The organism is Parabacteroides sp. D25, from assembly GCF_000307475.1.
Taxonomy (GTDB): domain Bacteria; phylum Bacteroidota; class Bacteroidia; order Bacteroidales; family Tannerellaceae; genus Parabacteroides; species Parabacteroides distasonis.
In genome coordinates, this window is the sequence record NZ_JH976500.1 from 199,781 (window position 1) to 219,401 (window position 19,621).

17 protein-coding genes, 4 tRNA genes and 1 pseudogene are annotated in these 19,621 nt (G+C 44.1%); 13 read left to right on the forward strand and 9 right to left on the reverse strand.

The genetic code is table 11. The features are described 5' to 3' along the window. Nucleotides 1-4: 4 nt before the first annotated feature. Genes HMPREF0999_RS00760 through hcp form a run of 3 tightly spaced genes read right to left on the reverse strand, consistent with a single transcriptional unit; the run spans nt 5 to nt 3,553 of the window. Complete coding sequence (locus HMPREF0999_RS00760) at nt 5-943, reverse strand: ketopantoate reductase family protein (protein WP_009274913.1); 939 nt, start codon at nt 941-943, stop codon at nt 5-7. Between the two features lie 50 nt (nt 944-993). Then, nucleotides 994-1,851, reverse strand: coding sequence for a pyridoxamine kinase (locus HMPREF0999_RS00765; RefSeq protein ID WP_005858177.1), 858 nt, complete (start codon nt 1,849-1,851; stop codon nt 994-996). Nucleotides 1,852-1,906: 55 nt separating this feature from the next. Next, a complete protein-coding gene (gene hcp, locus HMPREF0999_RS00770) occupies nt 1,907-3,553 on the reverse strand; it encodes a hydroxylamine reductase (RefSeq protein WP_009274914.1) in 1,647 nt (548 codons plus the stop codon). Nucleotides 3,554-3,667: 114 nt separating this feature from the next. On the opposite strand from hcp, the gene HMPREF0999_RS00775 reads away from it, so the two are divergent. The 3 genes and pseudogenes from HMPREF0999_RS00775 to HMPREF0999_RS00785 all read left to right on the forward strand — a co-directional run. Then, on the forward strand, nt 3,668-4,312 hold the full coding sequence (locus HMPREF0999_RS00775) for a Crp/Fnr family transcriptional regulator (protein ID WP_005858175.1): 645 nt from the start codon (nt 3,668-3,670) through the stop codon (nt 4,310-4,312). 87 nt (nt 4,313-4,399) lie between these two features. Next, complete coding sequence (locus HMPREF0999_RS00780; RefSeq protein WP_008779577.1) at nt 4,400-5,359, forward strand: hypothetical protein; 960 nt, start codon at nt 4,400-4,402, stop codon at nt 5,357-5,359. A gap of 237 nt (nt 5,360-5,596) precedes the next feature. Then, nucleotides 5,597-5,891, forward strand: a pseudogene (locus HMPREF0999_RS00785) (hypothetical protein); the annotation flags it as partial. A 64-nt stretch (nt 5,892-5,955) separates the two neighbouring features. Here the strand turns inward: HMPREF0999_RS00785 and HMPREF0999_RS00790 are convergent. Both HMPREF0999_RS00790 and HMPREF0999_RS00795 read right to left on the reverse strand, forming a co-directional pair. Further along, entirely contained in the window at nt 5,956-6,546 is a 591-nt protein-coding gene (locus HMPREF0999_RS00790; protein ID WP_009274915.1) for a Crp/Fnr family transcriptional regulator, read from the reverse strand. After that, on the reverse strand, nt 6,543-7,892 hold the full coding sequence (locus HMPREF0999_RS00795; RefSeq protein ID WP_009274916.1) for an MATE family efflux transporter: 1,350 nt from the start codon (nt 7,890-7,892) through the stop codon (nt 6,543-6,545). The genes HMPREF0999_RS00790 and HMPREF0999_RS00795 overlap by 4 nt, the downstream gene beginning before the upstream one ends. 158 nt (nt 7,893-8,050) lie before the next feature. On the opposite strand from HMPREF0999_RS00795, the gene HMPREF0999_RS00800 reads away from it, so the two are divergent. Further along, nucleotides 8,051-8,926, forward strand: coding sequence for a DMT family transporter (locus tag HMPREF0999_RS00800; protein ID WP_008779581.1), 876 nt, complete (start codon nt 8,051-8,053; stop codon nt 8,924-8,926). 80 nt (nt 8,927-9,006) lie between these two features. Here HMPREF0999_RS00800 and HMPREF0999_RS00805 read toward each other — a convergent pair. Both HMPREF0999_RS00805 and HMPREF0999_RS00810 read right to left on the reverse strand, forming a co-directional pair. Further along, nucleotides 9,007-9,094, reverse strand: a tRNA-Ser gene (locus tag HMPREF0999_RS00805). Between the two features lie 1,141 nt (nt 9,095-10,235). Next, nucleotides 10,236-10,320: transfer RNA gene (locus HMPREF0999_RS00810), tRNA-Ser, on the reverse strand. A 192-nt stretch (nt 10,321-10,512) separates the two neighbouring features. Between HMPREF0999_RS00810 and trxA the strand changes: the two genes are divergently transcribed. Together trxA and HMPREF0999_RS00820 are read left to right on the forward strand one after the other, a co-directional pair. After that, nucleotides 10,513-10,986 (forward strand): thioredoxin, encoded by a 474-nt coding sequence (gene trxA, locus HMPREF0999_RS00815; protein ID WP_005858169.1) that lies wholly within the window; start codon nt 10,513-10,515, stop codon nt 10,984-10,986. Between the two features lie 84 nt (nt 10,987-11,070). Continuing rightward, nucleotides 11,071-11,403: a CGGC domain-containing protein gene (locus HMPREF0999_RS00820; protein ID WP_005866270.1), complete on the forward strand. Its 333-nt coding sequence runs from the start codon at nt 11,071-11,073 to the stop codon at nt 11,401-11,403. An 82-nt stretch (nt 11,404-11,485) separates the two neighbouring features. Here the strand turns inward: HMPREF0999_RS00820 and HMPREF0999_RS00825 are convergent, their stop codons facing one another. Continuing rightward, a complete protein-coding gene (locus HMPREF0999_RS00825; protein WP_005858168.1) occupies nt 11,486-12,034 on the reverse strand; it encodes a 30S ribosomal protein S16 in 549 nt (182 codons plus the stop codon). A gap of 345 nt (nt 12,035-12,379) precedes the next feature. On the opposite strand from HMPREF0999_RS00825, the gene HMPREF0999_RS00835 reads away from it, so the two are divergent. Then, the gene (locus HMPREF0999_RS00835; RefSeq protein ID WP_009274918.1) at nt 12,380-14,017 is read left to right on the forward strand and encodes an ABC-F family ATP-binding cassette domain-containing protein; all 1,638 of its coding nucleotides are present in this window, start codon (nt 12,380-12,382) and stop codon (nt 14,015-14,017) included. Here the strand turns inward: HMPREF0999_RS00835 and HMPREF0999_RS00840 are convergent. After that, entirely contained in the window at nt 14,014-15,495 is a 1,482-nt protein-coding gene (locus HMPREF0999_RS00840) for a DUF3943 domain-containing protein (RefSeq protein ID WP_005858165.1), read from the reverse strand. The two genes, HMPREF0999_RS00835 and HMPREF0999_RS00840, sit on opposite strands and share 4 nt — an antisense overlap. 172 nt (nt 15,496-15,667) lie before the next feature. Here HMPREF0999_RS00840 and HMPREF0999_RS00845 point away from each other — a divergent pair, with 172 nt between their 5' ends. The 6 genes from HMPREF0999_RS00845 (at nt 15,668) to HMPREF0999_RS00870 (ending at nt 19,618) form a co-directional block, all read left to right on the forward strand. Beyond that, nucleotides 15,668-16,279, forward strand: a complete 612-nt coding sequence (locus HMPREF0999_RS00845; protein ID WP_009274919.1) for a trimeric intracellular cation channel family protein — start codon at nt 15,668-15,670, stop codon at nt 16,277-16,279. A gap of 22 nt (nt 16,280-16,301) precedes the next feature. Beyond that, nucleotides 16,302-17,366, forward strand: coding sequence for an asparaginase (locus HMPREF0999_RS00850; protein ID WP_005858163.1), 1,065 nt, complete (start codon nt 16,302-16,304; stop codon nt 17,364-17,366). A 49-nt stretch (nt 17,367-17,415) separates the two neighbouring features. Next, on the forward strand, nt 17,416-18,219 hold the full coding sequence (locus HMPREF0999_RS00855) for an MBL fold metallo-hydrolase (protein ID WP_005858162.1): 804 nt from the start codon (nt 17,416-17,418) through the stop codon (nt 18,217-18,219). Between the two features lie 116 nt (nt 18,220-18,335). Then, nucleotides 18,336-18,408 (forward strand) — tRNA-Lys (locus tag HMPREF0999_RS00860). Nucleotides 18,409-18,423: 15 nt separating this feature from the next. Beyond that, nucleotides 18,424-18,508 (forward strand) — tRNA-Ser (locus HMPREF0999_RS00865). A gap of 114 nt (nt 18,509-18,622) precedes the next feature. Next, on the forward strand, nt 18,623-19,618 hold the full coding sequence (locus HMPREF0999_RS00870; protein ID WP_005858161.1) for an Acg family FMN-binding oxidoreductase: 996 nt from the start codon (nt 18,623-18,625) through the stop codon (nt 19,616-19,618). Nucleotides 19,619-19,621: the final 3 nt, after the last annotated feature.

Consider the following 19,621-nt stretch of genomic DNA (forward strand, 5'->3'; position numbering starts at 1 on the left):
GATATTACTGATTTTTCGGATAGGGATAAAAAGACAATCCGTTATACATAAATCGATAAGTAGGGACATCAACGCCGAGCTTCTCCGCTTGACGAATAACATATCCGGTCAATGTTTCCAACTCTGTTTTTTTCCCGGCGAGAAAATCACTATGCATGGAAGTCGTGGAGCCGGCCGGCATCATCTTTTGCGTCTCGATGGAAGTATAGACGATGTCATCGGGTAAACAGACTCCCATAGCCTCCGCTACGCTTTTTAATTCCGTACCCAAAGCGATGAATAGATCAATATGTTGGGCTAGTACTTCATCAATGGGCTGGTTGAAGAAACTCGTAGCCGTAGCCGCCGTAGAGATCATGAAGAATTTCTTCCAGATGCGTAGGTCTATATCCGCTGGATTAAAAGCGTTTAACCGGGCATACATAAGTAATTTAAGCAACTCGGTTTGCTTATCTTTGTTTGCATCTTTGTTGCCGAAGAAAATACGTTCCTTCAAGGAGAATTTCTCGACAACACCCGGCTCTGTCAAGCGGGAACCGATATAAACACATCCTTTCCAGACCTCTTGTCCGGGTAGTATATTATGGATTCGTTCTTCGATATCCAATCCGTTTAGCAAGGGGATGATAACGGTCTCAGGTCCGATAACAGGCTTTAGCTGCTGGATGTTTTCTTCTAGATCGTAACTTTTTGTACAACAGAAAAGGTAGTCTACCGGCCCTATCTCGGCGGGATTATCGGTGGCTAGTGCCGGAGCCGTATGGATTGTCCGGATGCCTAGTTGCATTTGTAAACCTTTTTCACGGATAGCCTTTAGATTTTCTCCACGGGCGATAAAAAAGATATCTGCTTTTATTGTTCCTTGATAGCGGGCGGCGACCATACCTCCGTAATAACCACCCACCGCACCGATACCAGAAAACGCTATTCTTAATTTAGCCATACTATTATATTCCTTATTATTTGCAAATATGAGAAAAAAAAGGCTCTCATTTATATCAGTTTCAGTTCTTTTAGTAAATCCGGAATGGATTGTTCGAAGTTCACGCCAAAGCGATAATCCGTTTGCGCCTTGAATGTTCGAAGAATACTTTCTGCCGTGAAGCGAACGGCTATTTCCGCAGATCTCTCCAAGTTGAAATTATTTAACAAACCGGACAGTAAAGCACTTGCGAAAACATCTCCCGTACCATGATAATAACCGGGTATTTTCTCTGTTAAAACATACTCTGTCGCATTTCGTTCCATATCGAAAGTGGCGGCTCCCAGTTCTTTCTCGTCGAAATAGACACCGGTCAAGACAACTTGCTTAGGGCCTAGCTGACTTAGCTTATGTAAAATACCATCGATATAAGCTTTGGTATAGGGACCTGCTTGGTAGGGTTCGCCCAACAATAATGCGGCCTCCGTCAGGTTCGGTACGATGATATCCGCTCTTTCACAAAGGGATCTCATTCCTTTGGCGAATTTAGGGGTGAATATCTTGTACAGTTCTCCGTTATCGCCCATGACAGGATCGACTAGAATCAGGTTATCTTCCCGCTTAAAAAGGGAGAAGAACTCTTTTACGATATCTAATTGCTCGAAAGATCCAAGAAAGCCGCTGTAGACGGCATCGAAACGGATATCTAATTCTTTCCAATGCTTCATGAACGGACGCATATCTTCCGTCAAGTCTCTATATGTATAGCCGAGAATACCTCCTGTGTGTGTAGAAAGTATGGCCGTAGGTAAGGCGCTTGTCTCTATTCCTGCCGCCGAGAGGATCGGGAGGGCAACTGTCAATGAACATTTGCCGAATCCCGATAGGTCATGAATGGCGGCTACTCTTTTTTGTTGTTCCTTATTCATCTTGAATCGATTAAAATGTGATAGGAAAACAAGAGCGGATCGGTAAAGGTTTATTTTACTTTCCTAGAAATAGTTCCATGTCTTCGTCTACACTACCTATTCCGGCGATCCCGAAATTATCGACCAATACTTTGGCTACATTCGGCGACAAGAACGCTGGCAATGTCGGTCCTAAGTGAATGTTTTTTACGCCTAGGTAGAGTAGGGCGAGTAATACGATTACCGCTTTTTGCTCGTACCATGCGATATTGTATGCGATAGGTAATTCATTGACATCATCCAGCCCGAAGATCTCTTTTAACTTGAGGGCGATCATCACCAATGAGTAACTGTCATTACATTGTCCGGCATCTAATACCCGTGGAATACCTCTGATCTCACCCAAAGGCAGTTTGTTGTAACGATATTTGGCACAACCGGCGGTTAATATGACGGTATCTTTCGGTAATTTCTCGGCGAATTCGGTATAGTAGCTACGGCTCTTCATTCTTCCGTCGCAACCTGCCATGACAAAGAATTTACGTATCGCTCCTGATTTTACGGCATCGATAACCTTGTCGGCTAATTGGAATACCTGCTCATGAGCGAATCCACCGATGATTTCCCCGTGTTCGATTTCCGTTGGAGGGGCGCATTTCTTTGCGTGTTCGATTAACGCAGAGAAATCCTTAGAGCCTCCGGGCTTACGATCGGCGATATGTGGGAATCCTTCGAACCCGGTAGAGCCGGTCGTATAGACCCGATCGGCATAAGTGGCGGAAGAACGGGGAGGGACAAGGCAGTTGGTCGTAAACAGGATAACTCCATTGAATGTCTCGAAATCGGATGTTTGTTTCCACCAGGCGCTACCGTAGTTTCCTACAAAATGCTTATACTTCTTGAAAGCCGGGTAATAATGTGCGGGAAGCATCTCGCTATGTGTATAGACATCTATGCCTGTACCTTCGGTTTGTTCCAGCAAGTCTTGAATGTCTCTCAAGTCGTGCCCACTGATAAGTATACCCGGGTTCTTTCCTACGCCGATATTCACTTTCGTAATTTCCGGGTTGCCATAGGTGGAAGTATTCGCTTTATCTAATAAGGCCATGGCTTTTACTCCGTATTCGCCGCAGGTAAGTACCCATTGGGTTAAATCGGCGACAGTCAGGTCTGATCGAGTCGTCGTTACCAAGGCATCTTGCATAAAGGCATAGAGGCTGGTATCCTCGAAACCTAGGTTGTAAGCGTGCTCCACGTAGGCGGCCATACCTTTAACCCCATAAGTGAGTAATTCGCATAGAGAACGGATATCCTCGTTTTCTGTGGCAAGAATACCTACTTCTTTCGCTTTGACCTCCATTTCCTCTACTTTATCCGATTTCCAAGTCAGACAGTCGCAGGTTAAGGAAAGATGGATTCCCAGTCGATGCAATTCGTTGAGAAGGTTCTCCCGTAGCTGATAGGCTTCCTTGATCTTTGAGACGAACCTGGATGAATCGAAATTGGCGTTTGTGATGGTCATGAAAAGTCCGTCTACGATAAACTTATTGGCCGTGGATGATTCCACGCCTTGTTTGCGTAAAGTCGTTGTTAATTTGGAGATTCCCTTCATTAAGTACATCAGTAAATCTTGTAATCCGGCCACTTCGGCGGTCTTACCACATACACCTTTTAATGTGCAGCCCTTTCCTTGGGCGGTTTCTTGACATTGATAACAGAACATAGCTTTTATTTTTAAAGTTTATCGCGAATGTAGGGGGGAGAAGGTCGTTTAATCTGTAACAGTTGTTACACTCTTTGATTATTTTCTTTATCTTTATCCGCAAAAGGAAGTTTTATGAACCTGAGCTTGTGTCCTATTTGCGGAAAATTGTCTGAGGAAGAGCAAACCGCTCTTTTCAGTTCGTTGGATTATTCGACAAGGTCGTTTAAGAAAGGTGACTGGGTGGCTCGTCAGGGAGATGCCTTATCTTCGCTTTATCTATTGAGTAAAGGACGGGTAAAGACTGAGATGATCACCGAAAGCGGGACAATTCTGGAAGTGGAGACTTTATCGGCGCCTACTCCTTTGGCCTCCGCATTTTTGTTTGCGGAAAATAATCGCTTCCCGGTAGATGTTATCGCCTTGGAGGAATGCGAGATCATTTTAATACCTAAGAGTGCGGTGATGCGTTTGCTGGCGACAAACGAGCATTTTCTTCAAAGCTATATGGCTTTTAACGCCAACCGAACACAATTTCTTTCTGAACGTCTTCAATTATTATCGATTAAGACCATTAAAGGTAAACTGGCTTACTATATACTTAAACGTATTCAAGGAGACCATTATAAGCAGGATCGTAATCAAACAGAGCTTTCGGAATATTTTGGAGTGGCCCGTCCTTCATTGGCCCGTAGTTTCTCGGAAATGATAGAGGAAGGGGCTATTTCCCGGGAAGGGAAAATAGTTGATATGAATAAGCTGAAAAGCTACGTGCTTTGAAAATCCATCTACGAATGTACTTGTTCTCGAAACAACTTCCTCTCTATATATGTTACTAGAGTAGATGATTTTTCATTCGACATGGTTATGATGATAAATGAATTAAATACAGGCTTGATTGAAGCTTTAAAAGAAAAACTTCCCCCTAAGACAAATTTGGCGAATCTGTTGATGGATACCCTTTGTATTGGCAGAGAAGCCATTTATAGGCGCTTACGTGGCGAGGTTCCTTTCACCTTGGAAGAGGCAGCTCTTATCTCAAGGAAATTGGGTGTGTCATTGGATAAAATAGTAGGGGTTAGTTTTAGTGCCAATGCCGTGTTCGACTTGAATGTGGTAGATCACGATGATCCTTTTAATGCTTATTTTACGATCTTGTCTAGATATGTGAAGATCTTTAGGGCCTTTCAGGATGATCCTACTACGGCTTTGGGTACCTCTTCCAATACTATTCCTCAGACCCTTTATTTGAAGCATGACCTTTTGTCAAAGTTTCGTTTATTTAAGTGGATGTATCAGAATAAGCATATCCAATGCAATCATTTTGAGAATCTGAAGATGCCGGAAAAACTGGTTGATACCCAAAGAGAATTTGTATCGTTGACACAGTATATCCATTCTACGGATTATATTTGGGATAATATGATCTTCCATCATTTGGTCAATGACATTAAATATTTCTCCGATATCCATCTTATTTCCTGTGAGGATATACAACGTATCAAAGAGGAGTTATTAGTGTTGGTGGATGAATTGGAAGAACTTGCCATGAGAGGAAAGACCGAGGCTGGCAATAGTGTACGAATTTATGTATCGCATATTAACTTTGAGGCTACGTATAGTTATCTGGAAACAAGTTCTTTGCAGTTAAGTATGATACGGGTTTACTCGATAAATTCTATTACGACACAGGATACTGAGATGTTTAATAGCTTGAAAGACTGGATTCAATCTTTAAAAAAGTTCTCTACCATGATCTCCGAGAGTGGAGAGATGCAACGTATCCAGTTTTTCAATAGACAAAGGGAGATTATAAATACGCTTTAGGGTTTGAACCTGTTTCGATAAATGAAACAACCTAGATCTTCCGATTGCGCGATTCGAAATTTATAGGTGCTTTTTTAGTTTAATTTCGTTTTCTATCTTTTTCTGTCTGTGTTTGCTTTAATTAGAAAAGGAACAATTCTCATAGGCTTGCTTTATCGTACAAAACTATCGTTTACATGTTTTACATTTGCCAAATGTATTAAGGAATATTAATAGTTGGAAATAAGGTATAAGGCAATGAAAGATAGTATTGTAAATGAATTGATAACCGCAATGAAAGATAGGCTTCCTCCCGGACAAAATCTTGCTAATTTCTTGACGGATACTTTATGTATCGGGAGAGAGGCGGTGTACCGCAGGCTTCGTGGGGAGGTCGCTTTTACGATTGATGAGGTTGCGCAAATTTCCTGTAAGTTGGGATCAGATCATAGGAAATCACTTGTATAATAGAGTGACTTTCGATATGAACTTGCTCCGATCCGCTAATGCGATAGAAAGTTATTATGAGATTATTGATCGTTATTTACGGATTTAACGTATTGACTTTATGAAAAGTCAGAGGTTGGTTATCGATGCGTTATAAAAATGAAGAGGCTTTACACGATAAAGGTTAAAGAACTAGCTAATTTCGCCCGGATTCTACTTAAGGATTGAGCCGTGACACCTAGATAAGAAGCTATATATTTTAGGGGGACGGATTGGATGATTTCGGGCTGCTTGTCCAATAGAATGGCGTAACGTTCAATGGCGGTTCGTTTGTAAGAACTTAACCATGAAGTCTCGATCTCAAGCATAAAATTCTCTAGAATCCTTCTTCCGATATTTGCTAATTGCACGGAGGATTGAAATAGGATTTCTAGTTTCTGTTTGGATAGGCAATACGCCTCGCTTTCCGTAACGGCTTCTATGGTATAAAGAGAAGGAGAGCCGGAAGTATATCCCCATACCGGGAGTGCGATCTCGCTCTCCACGGCGAACCAAAAGGTATCTTCCGTCCCATCTTTAAATGTATAAGCCCGCCAGATTCCCTTGGATAAGATATACATATTCGTGTTTATCTCACCTTCATGTACGATTATATCTTTGGGGACAAACGACATCATCTCTGCGCTTTCCAGCAATAACCGCATGGCCTGCTCAGAGATTGAAAACCGTTCCATCACTTTCTGGCGAACTTCCTCTTTCATGCTCTTGTACGTTTCAATAGATAGTATACCACAATGATTACAAAAGTAATTAATTCCGACAAAGGTACGGCCAGCCAAATACCTTTAATTCCGCAGACAACAGGTAGGTACATGAAACTTAGGGTGATAATCACGATTCCTCGTAGAATAGTGAATAGCGTAGCGGGTTTGAAACGTTCTATGCTCTGGTAGTACCCGATACAAACGATATTGAGAGCGAAAAAGACATATCCCAAAGAAAAATAGGGAATGCCGGAGACCGCTATCTCGTAAGCGTTGCCATGATTACCGAGAAATAAGGAGGAGACTTCCGGGCAGAATAAAATAGTACCCACGCAGGCGAGTCCTCCGCACACGACAGCGCATAGCAGGGCTAACTTAAACGCCTGCCGTACTCTTTTCCACTGCTGTATGCCATAGTTGTAGCTTATGATCGGCGGGGTAGACTGGGCGATCGCATTGTTCACCATGAATACGATAGGAAAGCAATAACAGGCTACACTGTAGGCGGCAACCCCGTCTTCCCCAAGGTATCTCATGAATATATAATTACCCACCAGCATCATACAAGCGATAGCTGCCTCAGTTAAGAACGCGGAAGAACCAAGCTTTACCATGTATCCGATATTGCGGATTGTCAATAAGATACTTTTAAGCGAGAATTTAGGGCGGTAAAGATGTAATACTTTAGAAAAACCTACGATATAAACCACGATCATAATACTTCCTACGATTACGGAAATAGCGGAAGCTAAAGCGGCTCCCATTAATCCCCAATGCAATGGGAAAACGAAAATATAGTCTAATGTTAGGTTTATCAGGGCCGGGATAGCGCTGCATAACATGGCGTATGTAGGTGATCCGTCTAACCGGATAATGAATAACCCGATATTCAATAACATGTAAAAGGCAAGGAACGGGACGATCCAGTTCATATATTCCAATACGGAGGGCAATAATTGCTCGGAACTACCCAATAAAAGAGCGACCTCAGCACGGAATGTCATCACTAACAAGGAAAGCGATAACATAATACATAATGAGATCGAAAGCGCTTGCGTGATATTAATATTCGCTACCTTGACTTTCTGGTGTGAAAGGTGGATCGAGGCGACGATAGAAGCGCCTACTCCGAACATAAGCCCGATTCCGGTTGCTAACATGAAAAAAGGAGCCACGATATTTACCGCAGCCAAGGCGTCATTTCCTACGCCTCTTCCTACGAATATTCCATCGGCGATATTAATAGTGGCGGAAAGGATCATACCTAATAAGGTAGGGATAAACATCATACGGAACAACTTCGGAATGTTCATTGTTCCAAAATCAATACTGTCTTGCATCATCAGTTTCTTTTCTTTTTATTTTTGCGGCACAAAAGTAGGCTTCTCCATTTAGAAAAAAGTTACCATTAGGGTAAAAAACGGAGTATTTATCAAGTTTGAATTCGATAGCTTATATTTCCTTTATACATTTGTCCATAATTAAATATTATAGTGACATAATGAAAGACGCATTTATAAAACTGCATATATCTATTATTTTGGCAGGTGCGACGGGCATATTTGGAAAATTGATTAGCTTGAATGAAGCCCTATTGGTCTGGTATCGTATGATGCTTGCGTCTTTGTTGTTTTTACTCGTTTTATCCGTCAGCAAAAGATTGAATCGAATTTCTTTCGGGGATGCCTTGAGAATAGGGGGAGTAGGGTTATTGCTGGGATTGCATTGGGTTTTCTTTTATGGGAGTATAAAGGCTTCGAATGTGTCTATTGGAGTGGTTTGTTTTTCTCTGGTAGGTTTCTTTACGGCTTTTCTAGAGCCATTGATTAATTGTCATAGAGTGTCTTTCAAGGAGGTTGTTTTTAGTTTGTTGACTTTATTTGGGGTGGTACTGATTTTCCATTTCGATACTCGCTATCGTTTAGGAATAGGTTTGGGTATTATATCATCCGCTTTAGCGGCTTTGTTCACGATCACGAATAAGAAGATCGGAAATAATTATTCAACAAGTACCATGCTCTTGTATGAAATGGTAGGTGGCTTTATCGGGCTTTCCTGTATTTTACCGTTCTATTTGCGATATATTCCTGTATCGACGATTGTTCCCGGGCTATTAGATTTTACTTATTTATTGCTTTTAGCTTCTGTTTGTACGATTGGTTTGTATTTACTTCAGATACAAGTCTTGAAAAAGATCTCTGCGTTCACGGTAAACTTGAGTTATAATCTGGAACCTATTTATAGCATTATCTTGGCTATGCTTCTTTTTAGTGAGGCTAAAGAGTTGAACGCCGCTTTTTATATAGGGCTAGGGGTAATAATATTGTCTGTCATCTTACAAACACTAAGTGTTATTCGATCAAACAAGAAGATTTAGTGTAGGTAACAAAAAATCTAAAAAGTCCCACAAATCGTTGGATTTGTGGGACTTGACTGTTCATTATCTGGTTAGTTCTGCGGAGAGAGCGGGATTCGAACCCGCGAAACCCTTTAGGGGTTTACACGCTTTCCAGGCGTGCCTCTTCAACCACTCGAGCATCTCTCCAAGGTCTTGTTGAAACCGGGTGCAAAGGTATTGATTTTTTTTGATTATGCAAGAGTTTCGCTTGCGAATTTACATAGAGATGCAATGTCTGGATGCGATTACTTGGCTCACCCGATATTTATTGGGGACAGACTTAATTCAAAGGGATAAGACAAGAATCGCGGATGTCAGCTTAATGCGATGAATGGTATCTTTTTGATTGAAATGCCTTCTTTTTCACGACACGGCTCTCTGGCTATAAAAGCCAACGGGCGTAAACGGGGAGCGCGAACAAGCTGCCACCACCGCTTTTTAACACGATAAGCGTCGCTTTTTAACGAATATATACGTATCAACCTACACATATGGCTGTATCAGCTCACACATATAGCAGTGTTAACCCACACATATAGTCGCGTCAAGCAACACATATAGTGGCGTAAGCCTACACATATATAGGTATCGGCCCTCACATGCGGTAGCGTTGGGCATTATTACCGCCTTACGACCGTAAAACATGAACTAGGGTGAATTATTTCGGCTGGAACGAAAGGCCGTTTTTCAGCAAACAGCTATCAAACAGAGAATTGCTGTTTTTTTCTCTCGAATTTGGAAGCGAGACGCACTTGGGTACGGAATAATCGTTTCTCCGGGACTTCAGATTACAAGTTGTCAAAAAGACAAATGGGGCACTTGTATCTATAGTTCCTCTGCCATTTCCCGATAACCATCGGGGGAGAGACGGTTAATGTATAATTTATGCCTTGTCAGGTGAATAACTTACGGCTTGTCAAGTGAATAACTTACGGCTGGGGGTAGCCGTAAGCTTACGAGTCTGGAAGTGGTTAGTTATTCACTTGGGAAGCCTTTCTCAAGTGAGTTGGCCTGTTGATTAACAGGATATAAGACAGCGATTTATATGGCAATGGTTATCCCATGATCTCATCTGTTGGCCGACTTCTATATTTCTGTAGGTCGACTTGTCTTAGGTTGCCGGCTGAAATATAGATGAGCCTGAAGATACCCCCACTGATTATCAGGTGAGCCGAATTTTCTTCTGATAAGGCATTGGACACAAGACTTATAGGCAATAAAAAACCTACAAATCAGCGATTTGTAGGTTTTTGTCCACTTACTCTCTTGTTTTGTTCAGTAGGTTCTGCGGAAAGACAGGGATTCGAACCCCGGGAACCTCTCGGTTCAACGGTTTTCAAGACCGCCGCAATCGACCACTCTGCCATCTTTCCAATATGTTTTGCGATCAAACGTTTCGTTTAATTGCTTTGCAAAGGTAGTCATTCTTTTGGAATATACAAGAGTCTTATGCGCTTTTTTTCTTTTTGTTTATTCTTTTCTTTTAAGAATAGAATGTGTGGGAATCCCCTTTTTATTGCTATTTTTGTAGCAAATAATTTATCAATCAAGTAAAAGGTTTCTATATGAGAAAGTTGAAAAGTTTATGGCTGGTTTCGGTTGTGCTGCTATTAGTAAGCTGCTCGATGTCCGCTAAATCAGATAAATCAAGTGAGGCTGGTACCGCCTCCAAGGGAGAGGTCGTTACTTTGAACAAGGCAGAGTTCTTGCAAAAGGTATTCAATTACGAGAAGAACGCAACGAAATGGGTATATGAAGGTGATAAGCCTTGTATCATCGATTTTTATGCGGACTGGTGTGGTCCCTGCAAGCAAGTGGCTCCTATTTTAAGGGATTTGGCTATCCTGTATAAGAATGATATCGTAGTTTATAAGGTAAATGTGGATAAGGAAAAGGAGTTGGCTGCCGCTTTCGGTATACAAAGTATTCCTACGTTCTTGTTTATCCCTAAGGAAGGACAGCCTCAGATATCGATGGGAGCTCTTCCCCGTGAGGAGTTTGTGAAACAGATCGATACTTTCTTGTTGAAGAAGAAGTAACACGACTTAGTTAATCATCATTTATAGATCGGAAAGCCGTAGAATTTTAGATTTTACGGCTTTTTTAATTGGGAGGGATGCTTTATGAAAGTAGGAATTATCAGATGTATGCAAACAGAGGATTTTTGCCCCGGTACTACTGATTTTAGGATGATCCGTGAGAAAAAGGGAGCCTTTGAGGGCGTAGAGGAAGATATTGAGATCATCGGGTTTATCAATTGCGGAGGTTGTCCCGGAAAAAAGGCCGTATTAAGGGCGAGGGAGTTGGTGAATAGAGGGGCGGATAGTATCGCTTTTGCTTCCTGTATCCAAAAAGGGACGCCGATAGGTTATGCCTGTCCTTTCGCCAAAAGGATGAAGGATGTTATCCAGAACGATTTAGGCGATGGCATCCGGCTGATCGATTATACGCATTAGGAAGATCCGGTAGCTGGTGGAAAAGGCATAAAAAAAGAGGGCATTGAAAAATGTCCTCTTTTTTATTTTGGCATCGCACGAATTATTCAGCGCTTTCAGTTGCCGGAGCTTCTTCAGCGGGAGCCGCTGCGGCTGCTTCCTCAGCTTGCTTAGCAGCTTCAGCTGCTGCCAATTCTGCTTTCTTTTTAGCTACGATTTCTGCTTTTGCCTTATTCGCTTCCTTTTCAGCCTCAAGACGTGCTTTAGCTTCTGCTCTAGCTGCTTCGCTGTCTTTTTCTTTGATAGCTTGTACGGAAGCTTGTTTGTTCTTCAACCAAGCTTGGAATTTCTCCTCAGCTGCGGCTTCGTCGAACGCACCCTTCTTAACACCTTCCAATAAATGCTTTTTCAAGCAAACGCCTTCGCGAGAAAGAATGTTACGAGTTGTGTCTGTAGGTTGAGCACCTACTTGTAACCAATACAAAGCTCTTTCGAAGTTCAAATCTACTGTAGCAGGATTAGTGTTCGGATTATAAGAACCTATCCTTTCAATAAATCTTCCATCACGTGGAGCCCTGCTGTCTGCGATCACGATTTGGTAGAAGGCGTAACCTTTACGACCGTGTCTTTGCAATCTAATTTTTGTTGCCATGTTTGAATAATTAATTTAAGCTGTTTGTATTAGCGGGTGCAAAGATAGGAGTTTCTGTTTATAAAACAAGCGTTTTGTTGGAAAATATGTGGATGCTTCTGCTTTTTTTAAAGGTAGTTTAAGGGATTAGTCCCTTATGCAATTGGTTGCCGACACCGTCGGCAATAATGCTGACGCTGTCGGAAATATTGCTGACGGCGTCGAAAATATTGCCGACGGCATCGGCAACCAATTTCTTCCTAGTCTTGCCCCGGAAAGATCGTATGAAATCTCCTGTACATCCCTAATGAAAGGGATTTTTCTTATCTTCGCGGCTTCATTATATTAATGTATTAAAATAAACATATGATTTCAGTTGACGGACTAACAGTAGAGTTTGGTGGAAGCGCCCTTTTCTCGGATGTTTCTTTTGTGATTAACGAGAAAGATCGTATCGCCTTGATGGGTAAGAACGGTGCCGGTAAATCTACCTTGTTGAAGATATTGGCCGGCGTGCGGGAGCCAAGCCGTGGAAAAGTGTCCGCCCCTAAAGATACCGTGATCGCTTATTTGCCGCAGCATTTGATGACGGAGGATGGCCGTACCGTTTTCGAGGAGACGGCGCAGGCTTTCGCCCATCTGCACGAGATGGAGGCGGAGATCGCCGAATTGAATAAGCAACTGGAGACTCGTACGGACTATGAGTCGGATAGTTATATGGAGCTGATCGAGCGGGTCTCTACCTTGAGCGAGAAATTCTATTCCATAGAGGAGATCAATTACGACGCCGATATAGAGAAAACCTTGTTGGGACTGGGTTTCAAACGGGAGGATTTCGACCGGCAAACCAGTGAATTCAGCGGTGGCTGGCGTATGCGTATCGAGCTGGCGAAACTACTGTTGAAGAAACCGGATGTCCTTTTGCTGGACGAGCCGACGAATCACTTGGATATCGAGTCTATCCAGTGGTTGGAGGATTTCTTGATCGATAACGGTCAGGCCGTAGTGGTGATCAGCCACGACCGTGCGTTCGTGGATCATATCACGACTCGTACGATCGAGGTGACGATGGGCCGGATTTATGATTATAAGGTAAACTATAGCCAATACTTGCAATTACGGAAGGAACGTCGTGAGCAACAACAGAAGGCTTATGACGAGCAACAGAAGATGATCGCCGAGACGAGAGAGTTCATCGAGCGTTTCAAGGGCACGTACTCCAAGACCTTGCAGGTGCAGAGCCGTGTGAAGATGCTGGAGAAACTGGAGATCTTGGAGGTGGATGAGGAAGATACCTCGGCTTTGCGCTTGAAGTTTCCGCCTTCGCCTCGTTCGGGCTCTTATCCGGTGACGATCGAGAATGTCTCGAAAGCGTATGGCGATCATACGGTTTTCCGAAACGCTAATCTGATGATCGAGCGAGGGGATAAGATCGCTTTCGTCGGGAAGAATGGCGAGGGTAAGTCTACCTTGGTGAAGTGTATCATGAAAGAGATCGAGCATGAGGGGACGTTGACGCTGGGGCATAACGTGATGATCGGTTATTTCGCCCAGAACCAAGCCTCCCTGCTGGATGAGAATCTTACGGTTTTCCAGACGATAGACGATGTGGCGCAAGGCGATATCCGTAATAAGATCAAGGATCTGCTGGGTGCGTTCATGTTTGGCGGCGAGAACTCGGCGAAGAAGGTGAAGGTGCTTTCCGGTGGCGAGCGCACACGTCTGGCCATGATTAAGCTATTGTTGGAGCCTGTGAACTTGCTGATTCTGGATGAGCCGACAAACCATCTGGATATGAAGACGAAGGATATCTTGAAGCAGGCGTTGCTTGACTTTGACGGGACGTTGATCGTCGTATCCCACGACCGTGATTTCTTGGATGGGCTGGTCTCTAAGGTCTATGAGTTCGGAAACCAAAAAGTGACGGAGCATTTGGAAGGCATCTATGAGTTTATGCAGCGCAAGAAGATGGAGAATCTGCGTGAGCTTGAGCGGAAGAATTAAATCCTCCACCCAAGCGTCAGCATAATATCATACGTGGAGCTATCTATATCTTTATGATACTTATAATGGGTACGGCGGGAGAAATAACGATTTCGCAACGCAATATTCCATTTATGCTTGGACATATAGGCTAAGGTGGTGGAAAATACCGTTAAACGTGCGTTGCCGGCATCGCCTTGTACGTTTAACTTTGTAGGGTCCACCGCATTCCAGTCTATATCCGGCTCGTATCCTTTCCATGTGAAGATATGGTAGTTCTCCAAATCGATCAAGAACGCCCAGCGTTTATCGTAGGCCAATCCGGTAAACGCTTTCACGCTATAACCGCTTCCCAGATTATAATCTCTCTCTTCCAGCCGGAGGTAATCGGAGATGCTTGCGCCCAAGGCGACTCCTGTTCCGTATAATTCGGCGTAAACATCTACCTTATTGTCCGGCGTGCCTCTTTTGTAATAGATCAATCCACCACCGACCGCCGCCGCTTCCGATATGCGGTAGGGAGCTACCGTTTGGGAACTATTGGATTTTAACTCGGAATCATAGTAGTCGAAATGCTGAAAGATTCCAGCGGCCAGACTACGAGGGCCTTTACTCCAGACCTGTTTCCCCCAGATAGCCCCAACGGCATTGACTTGGCTGATGAGCGGCTGGCTCGAAAAGAAATCGAACCCGGCCTTCAACTGAAACCATTCATAGGGCGAATAGAAATCATCATTGAAAGGATCTCCATAATCCAACCTGAAGGATACGTGCATGCTCGTAGTGCCATGCTTGGAGCCTTCCTGCTCGGCAAGGAAGCGAGGACCAACACCCACGATGAAGTTTACGGGAACCGAGGTGTAGACACGCCCCTTGGAGCTGCTGTGTCTCCAAGCTTCTCCCGTGATGATACGATTGATCGCCCGCATCGGAGATATCAAACCGGATAAGATCTCCCGTCCCACACGTTCCGCCCCGTGGGAGCGGTTGTCGATGAATAAGTCGGAGAGCCGGTAGGTAATCTCACCTAATTCTATACCGCCGAAAGAGGTGGCAAGCATGTCATTGATGGAGGGCGGTTCCGTTTCCATAAAGAATTCCCACATTAGGCTGCCTCCCGCCGCGAATGGAATGGATTGCCAGAAATTCAGTCCGTTGCTACGGGCCGCGTTGAAATATAACGATCCGTGATAGGGATGGGCCACCAGATTGGTAGAGAACTTATCCGTGTCCCAAACAGGCCCCGTCTTGAAGTTTTGCTTAATCGTATGTCCGTTTATCTTCGCGAAATCCTCGTTCATTAAGAAACGGTCGAAAGTCCAGACGGCCATGTTCATTCCGAATACCTCGCTTGCTGCCAACCAAGGGCGGCGTGGAATGAAAAGGGCCGTGTCGCTCACGTAATTGCGGGCATCCATCTGAGGGAAGTGTTGCCCCCACATCCATTGGCTGGATAGCAGACAGATCAACCCGATCAACATGCATTTTTTCATCCTCATCTAATTCAATTCTCTTTTGTAAATAAAAATCAATAGGTTACGGTTATAACCACTCCGCAAACTTATATATAATAAACATTAAGGGATTCGTTTGGTTTAAATTATTGTTAGGTATTCTTTCTATAAATGCTGTTATTTGCGAACTATTCCGTATTTTTGCGAAAAAAACAAAATGATAGATTTTATCACCTTTTGTGACTATACAGGGACCTTTGCGTTTGCCATAAGTGGCATAAGATTGGCTTCTGCGAAACAATTTGATTGGTTTGGCGCCTATGTGGTGGGTGTCGTGACCGCTGTAGGAGGAGGTACGATTCGTGATATTTTATTGAACGCGGTGCCTTTTTGGATGGAACAAGCCTCTTATTTGGTTGTCTCGGCCTTGGCTTTGTTGTTCGTTATCGCTTTCCGAAAATACGTGATCCGTTTGAACAATACATTTTTTATATTCGATGCTATCGGATTGGGGTTGTTTGTGGTGGTAGGTATCGCCAAGACCTTGGATTTCGGGTTCCCCATGTGGGTGGCGATCGTGATGGGAACCATAACCGGCTCGTTTGGCGGTATGATGAGGGATATATTGATTAATGAGGAACCTTTGATATTCCGGAAAGATATTTATGCGTTGGCTTGTGTCTTTGGCGGTTTGATATATTATATATGTATGCAAACTTCTATGTCGGCGGCGATGATACAGTTCGTATCGGCGTTGAGCGTGTTCCTCGCACGTATAATCGCCGTAAAATATCATATAAGTGTTCCGGTGTTGAAAGGAGAAGAATAATTTATTAACTTTGCATAATTATATGGACATGCATACTCAACAAGAAAAGGCTTCCATCCTGTTGATATATACGGGTGGGACGATAGGTATGATCGAGAATCCGGAGACTGGAGTGTTAGAGTCGTTTAATTTCCAGCATTTGAAGGACAATATGCCGGAGTTGAAGAAACTGGGGTATTCGGTGGCCACGATACAGTTTGATCCTCCGATGGACTCCTCGGAGATGGGGCCGGACTCGTGGATGAAGATCGTGAAAATCATCGCCGATAATTATCAGAAATACGACGGCTTCGTGGTACTGCATGGCACGGATACAATGTCGTATACGGCATCGGCATTGAGTTTTATGCTCGAGAACCTGAGTAAGCCGGTGATCCTTACGGGATCGCAATTACCGATCGGGATGTTGCGTACCGATGGGAAGGAGAACTTGATTACGGCGATCGAGATAGCGGCTGCCAAGGAGAACGGCTTACCGTTGGTCCCGGAGGTCTGTATCTTTTTTGAGAATGATTTATTGAGGGGGAATCGTACGAGTAAGATAAATGCAGATAATTTTAATGCGTTCCGTTCGTACAATTACCCGGCTTTGGCTCATGCGGGTATCTATATCAAGTATGATCTGCCGCAGGTATATCATCCGGTATCGCGTAAGCCGCTGAAGCCGCATTATTTGTTGGACCGAAATATCGCTATACTAAAACTATTCCCCGGAATTTCTCCGCAAGTAGTGGAAAGTATCCTGAATATCCCGGGTCTGAAAGGTGTGGTGATGGAAACATTCGGAAGCGGAAATGCTCCGTGCGAGGAATGGTTCTTGAATATGTTGAAGGAGGCTGTAGACCGTGGTATCGTTATCGTGAATGTTACTCAGTGTAGGGCCGGAAGTGTGGAGATGCACCGTTATGAGACGGGGCACAAATTGTTGGAGGCAGGCGTGACGAGCGGCTTCGATAGTACGACGGAGAGCGCCGTGACGAAGCTAATGTTCCTCTTCGGCCATGGGCTGACACCCGACGAGGTGAAGGAGCATATGAACTGCTCGTTGATCGGGGAGGTATCGATCCCTGAGACGTTCCGCCCCTAGTGTATACTATGTAAAACAGAAAAAAAGCAGTGTTGCGGAATAGGAGAGTATGAAACTATCATTTCTGAGTTTAGCTAGTGGGAGCAGTGGGAACTGCTATTATTTGGGGACTTCGGAATTCGGTATGCTGATTGACGCAGGTATCGGAATCCGGACCATAAAGAAAGTATTGAAGGACCGGTCGATCGATTTTACCAAGATCGTGGCCGTGTTGATTACCCACGATCATGCGGATCATATCAAGACGGTCGGGTATTTGGGCGAGAAGCTTTGCATTCCTGTCTATGCGACAGCCGACGTGCACCGGGGGATTGATAAGAGCCGGTATGTGGAGGAGACCTTATGTGTCTCTCGCAAGGTTATAGAAAAAGAAGTTCCATTCCTTATCCGTGATTTCCGTATCACGGCTTTCGAGGTGCCTCACGATAGTACTGATAATGTGGGGTACCATATCGAGTATGGTAATCATAAATTCACTTTCGCTACCGACGTAGGCCATATCACGGACACGGTGGGGAAATATATCTGCATGGCGAACCATTTAATATTGGAAGCGAACTATGACGAGGAGATGCTTCGTTTCGGTACATATCCTGCTTTCTTGAAAGAGCGGGTGGCGAGCCCGACCGGGCATTTGAGTAATAGGGAGGCCGCGGAGTTCTTGGCGACCCATTATAATACCGGTTTGAAGAATATCTGGCTTTGCCATCTCAGCCGGGACAATAACCATCCCGAACTGGCCTATAAGACAGTGGATATACGTCTTTTCCAAGAGGGCATAAGGGTAGGGAAAGATGTCTCATTGGTAGCGTTGAAGCGGACTACACCCTCGGATATTTACGAGTTTGATTAAAATTTTATGAAAAAAAGTAGTCGAAAAGTTTGCGGGGAAAAATAAAACCTCTATCTTTGCACCCGCAATCGAGAAACAAACGGTGGTTTGAAAAAGTAACGATAGCGAAACAGAATGACTTGGTAGCTCAGTTGGTAGAGCAAATGACTCTTAATCATTGGGTCGAGGGTTCGAGCCCCTCCCAGGTCACACGATTTACTTATTGGAAAGATGGCAGAGTGGTCGATTGCGGCGGTCTTGAAAACCGTTGAACTGAGAGGTTCCCGGGGTTCGAATCCCTGTCTTTCCGCAGAGAGTCCTGTAAGGCGAAAGCTTTACGGGATTTTTTGTTTTTGAGGCGTTTGTCCGGGCACAAACGGAAAGAGGTAGCGGGCATCGCTAGAATGAGAAAGTGTATAATAATATGGAAACAGGATCATTGCGGATAAGTGATATACGGCCGGATTTTATCTATATGATGGAACAAGCCGTGAAAGCCCCATCGGGGCATAATACCCAACCTTGGTTGTTTCGTGTGCAAAAGGATAGGATACAGATTCTTCCGGATATGAGTAAGTCCCTTCCGGCCGTAGATCCGGATAACCGTGAGTTATTTATTAGCTTAGGATGCGCCACCGAGAATCTTTGCATTGCGGCTGAGGCAAAAGGATATACTCCGCTACCGTTTTTTTCAGGATCGGGGGAGATCACCGTACTCTTGTCGGAGGCATCGATGATTAAGGAGACGAGTGGGCTTATCGAGGAAATTTCGGTGAGACAGACGAATCGAGGCATATATTCCGGGGAAATGATTCCATCGGATCAACTGAGCTATTTGAGGAATACGCCTTTGGAGGAAAATATCAGTCTGCATTTGTGGTCGAAAGGAGAGTGGGAGTTCGATACGCTTTCTTCTTATATATTTGCGGGGAATAACCGGCAAATGAACGATCGTCTGTTTAAGCGAGAGCTGAAATCATGGATGCGTTTTAATAAGAATCATGTACGAGCTACATCGGACGGCCTGAGTTATGCGGTGTTCGGGGCGCCGAACCTTCCCCGTCTTATCTCAGAGACAATCATGGGAAGTGTCTTGAAAGCCGGCATACAAAATAGGGGAGACAAGAAGAAGCTGGACTCTTCTTCTCATTTAGCCTTGTTCGCCTTACGGATAAATACGCTACCGGAATGGTTTGCGCTAGGCCGGAGTTTGCAACGTTTTCTTTTGAGAGCTACGGAAAAGAATATCGCTTTCGCCTTTTTGAACCAGCCTTGTGAGGTGCGTGATCTTTCCGGTTTGCTGGCGAAAGACTTGTCTTTCACCAACGAGATTCCAGCCTTGATCCTCCGTCTGGGATACGCCAAGCGGAAAATGCCGTACTCACCTCGAAAGTCTTGGCGTGAGAGGCTGGTTCCGTAATGG

Coding starts and splice junctions, on each gene's coding strand:
- HMPREF0999_RS00845 (WP_009274919.1), top strand. CDS start 15,668: ATGATAGATTTTATCACCTTTTGTGACTATACAGGGACCTTTGCGTTT.
- trxA (WP_005858169.1), top strand. CDS start 10,513: ATGAGAAAGTTGAAAAGTTTATGGCTGGTTTCGGTTGTGCTGCTATTA.
- HMPREF0999_RS00780 (WP_008779577.1), top strand. CDS start 4,400: ATGATGATAAATGAATTAAATACAGGCTTGATTGAAGCTTTAAAAGAA.
- HMPREF0999_RS00835 (WP_009274918.1), top strand. CDS start 12,380: ATGATTTCAGTTGACGGACTAACAGTAGAGTTTGGTGGAAGCGCCCTT.
- HMPREF0999_RS00870 (WP_005858161.1), top strand. CDS start 18,623: ATGGAAACAGGATCATTGCGGATAAGTGATATACGGCCGGATTTTATC.
- HMPREF0999_RS00820 (WP_005866270.1), top strand. CDS start 11,071: ATGAAAGTAGGAATTATCAGATGTATGCAAACAGAGGATTTTTGCCCC.
- HMPREF0999_RS00840 (WP_005858165.1), bottom strand. CDS start 15,495: ATGAGGATGAAAAAATGCATGTTGATCGGGTTGATCTGTCTGCTATCC.
- HMPREF0999_RS00855 (WP_005858162.1), top strand. CDS start 17,416: ATGAAACTATCATTTCTGAGTTTAGCTAGTGGGAGCAGTGGGAACTGC.
- HMPREF0999_RS00825 (WP_005858168.1), bottom strand. CDS start 12,034: ATGGCAACAAAAATTAGATTGCAAAGACACGGTCGTAAAGGTTACGCC.
- hcp (WP_009274914.1), bottom strand. CDS start 3,553: ATGTTCTGTTATCAATGTCAAGAAACCGCCCAAGGAAAGGGCTGCACA.
- HMPREF0999_RS00850 (WP_005858163.1), top strand. CDS start 16,302: ATGGACATGCATACTCAACAAGAAAAGGCTTCCATCCTGTTGATATAT.
- HMPREF0999_RS00765 (WP_005858177.1), bottom strand. CDS start 1,851: ATGAATAAGGAACAACAAAAAAGAGTAGCCGCCATTCATGACCTATCG.
- HMPREF0999_RS00800 (WP_008779581.1), top strand. CDS start 8,051: ATGAAAGACGCATTTATAAAACTGCATATATCTATTATTTTGGCAGGT.
- HMPREF0999_RS00775 (WP_005858175.1), top strand. CDS start 3,668: ATGAACCTGAGCTTGTGTCCTATTTGCGGAAAATTGTCTGAGGAAGAG.
- HMPREF0999_RS00795 (WP_009274916.1), bottom strand. CDS start 7,892: ATGATGCAAGACAGTATTGATTTTGGAACAATGAACATTCCGAAGTTG.
- HMPREF0999_RS00790 (WP_009274915.1), bottom strand. CDS start 6,546: ATGAAAGAGGAAGTTCGCCAGAAAGTGATGGAACGGTTTTCAATCTCT.
- HMPREF0999_RS00760 (WP_009274913.1), bottom strand. CDS start 943: ATGGCTAAATTAAGAATAGCGTTTTCTGGTATCGGTGCGGTGGGTGGT.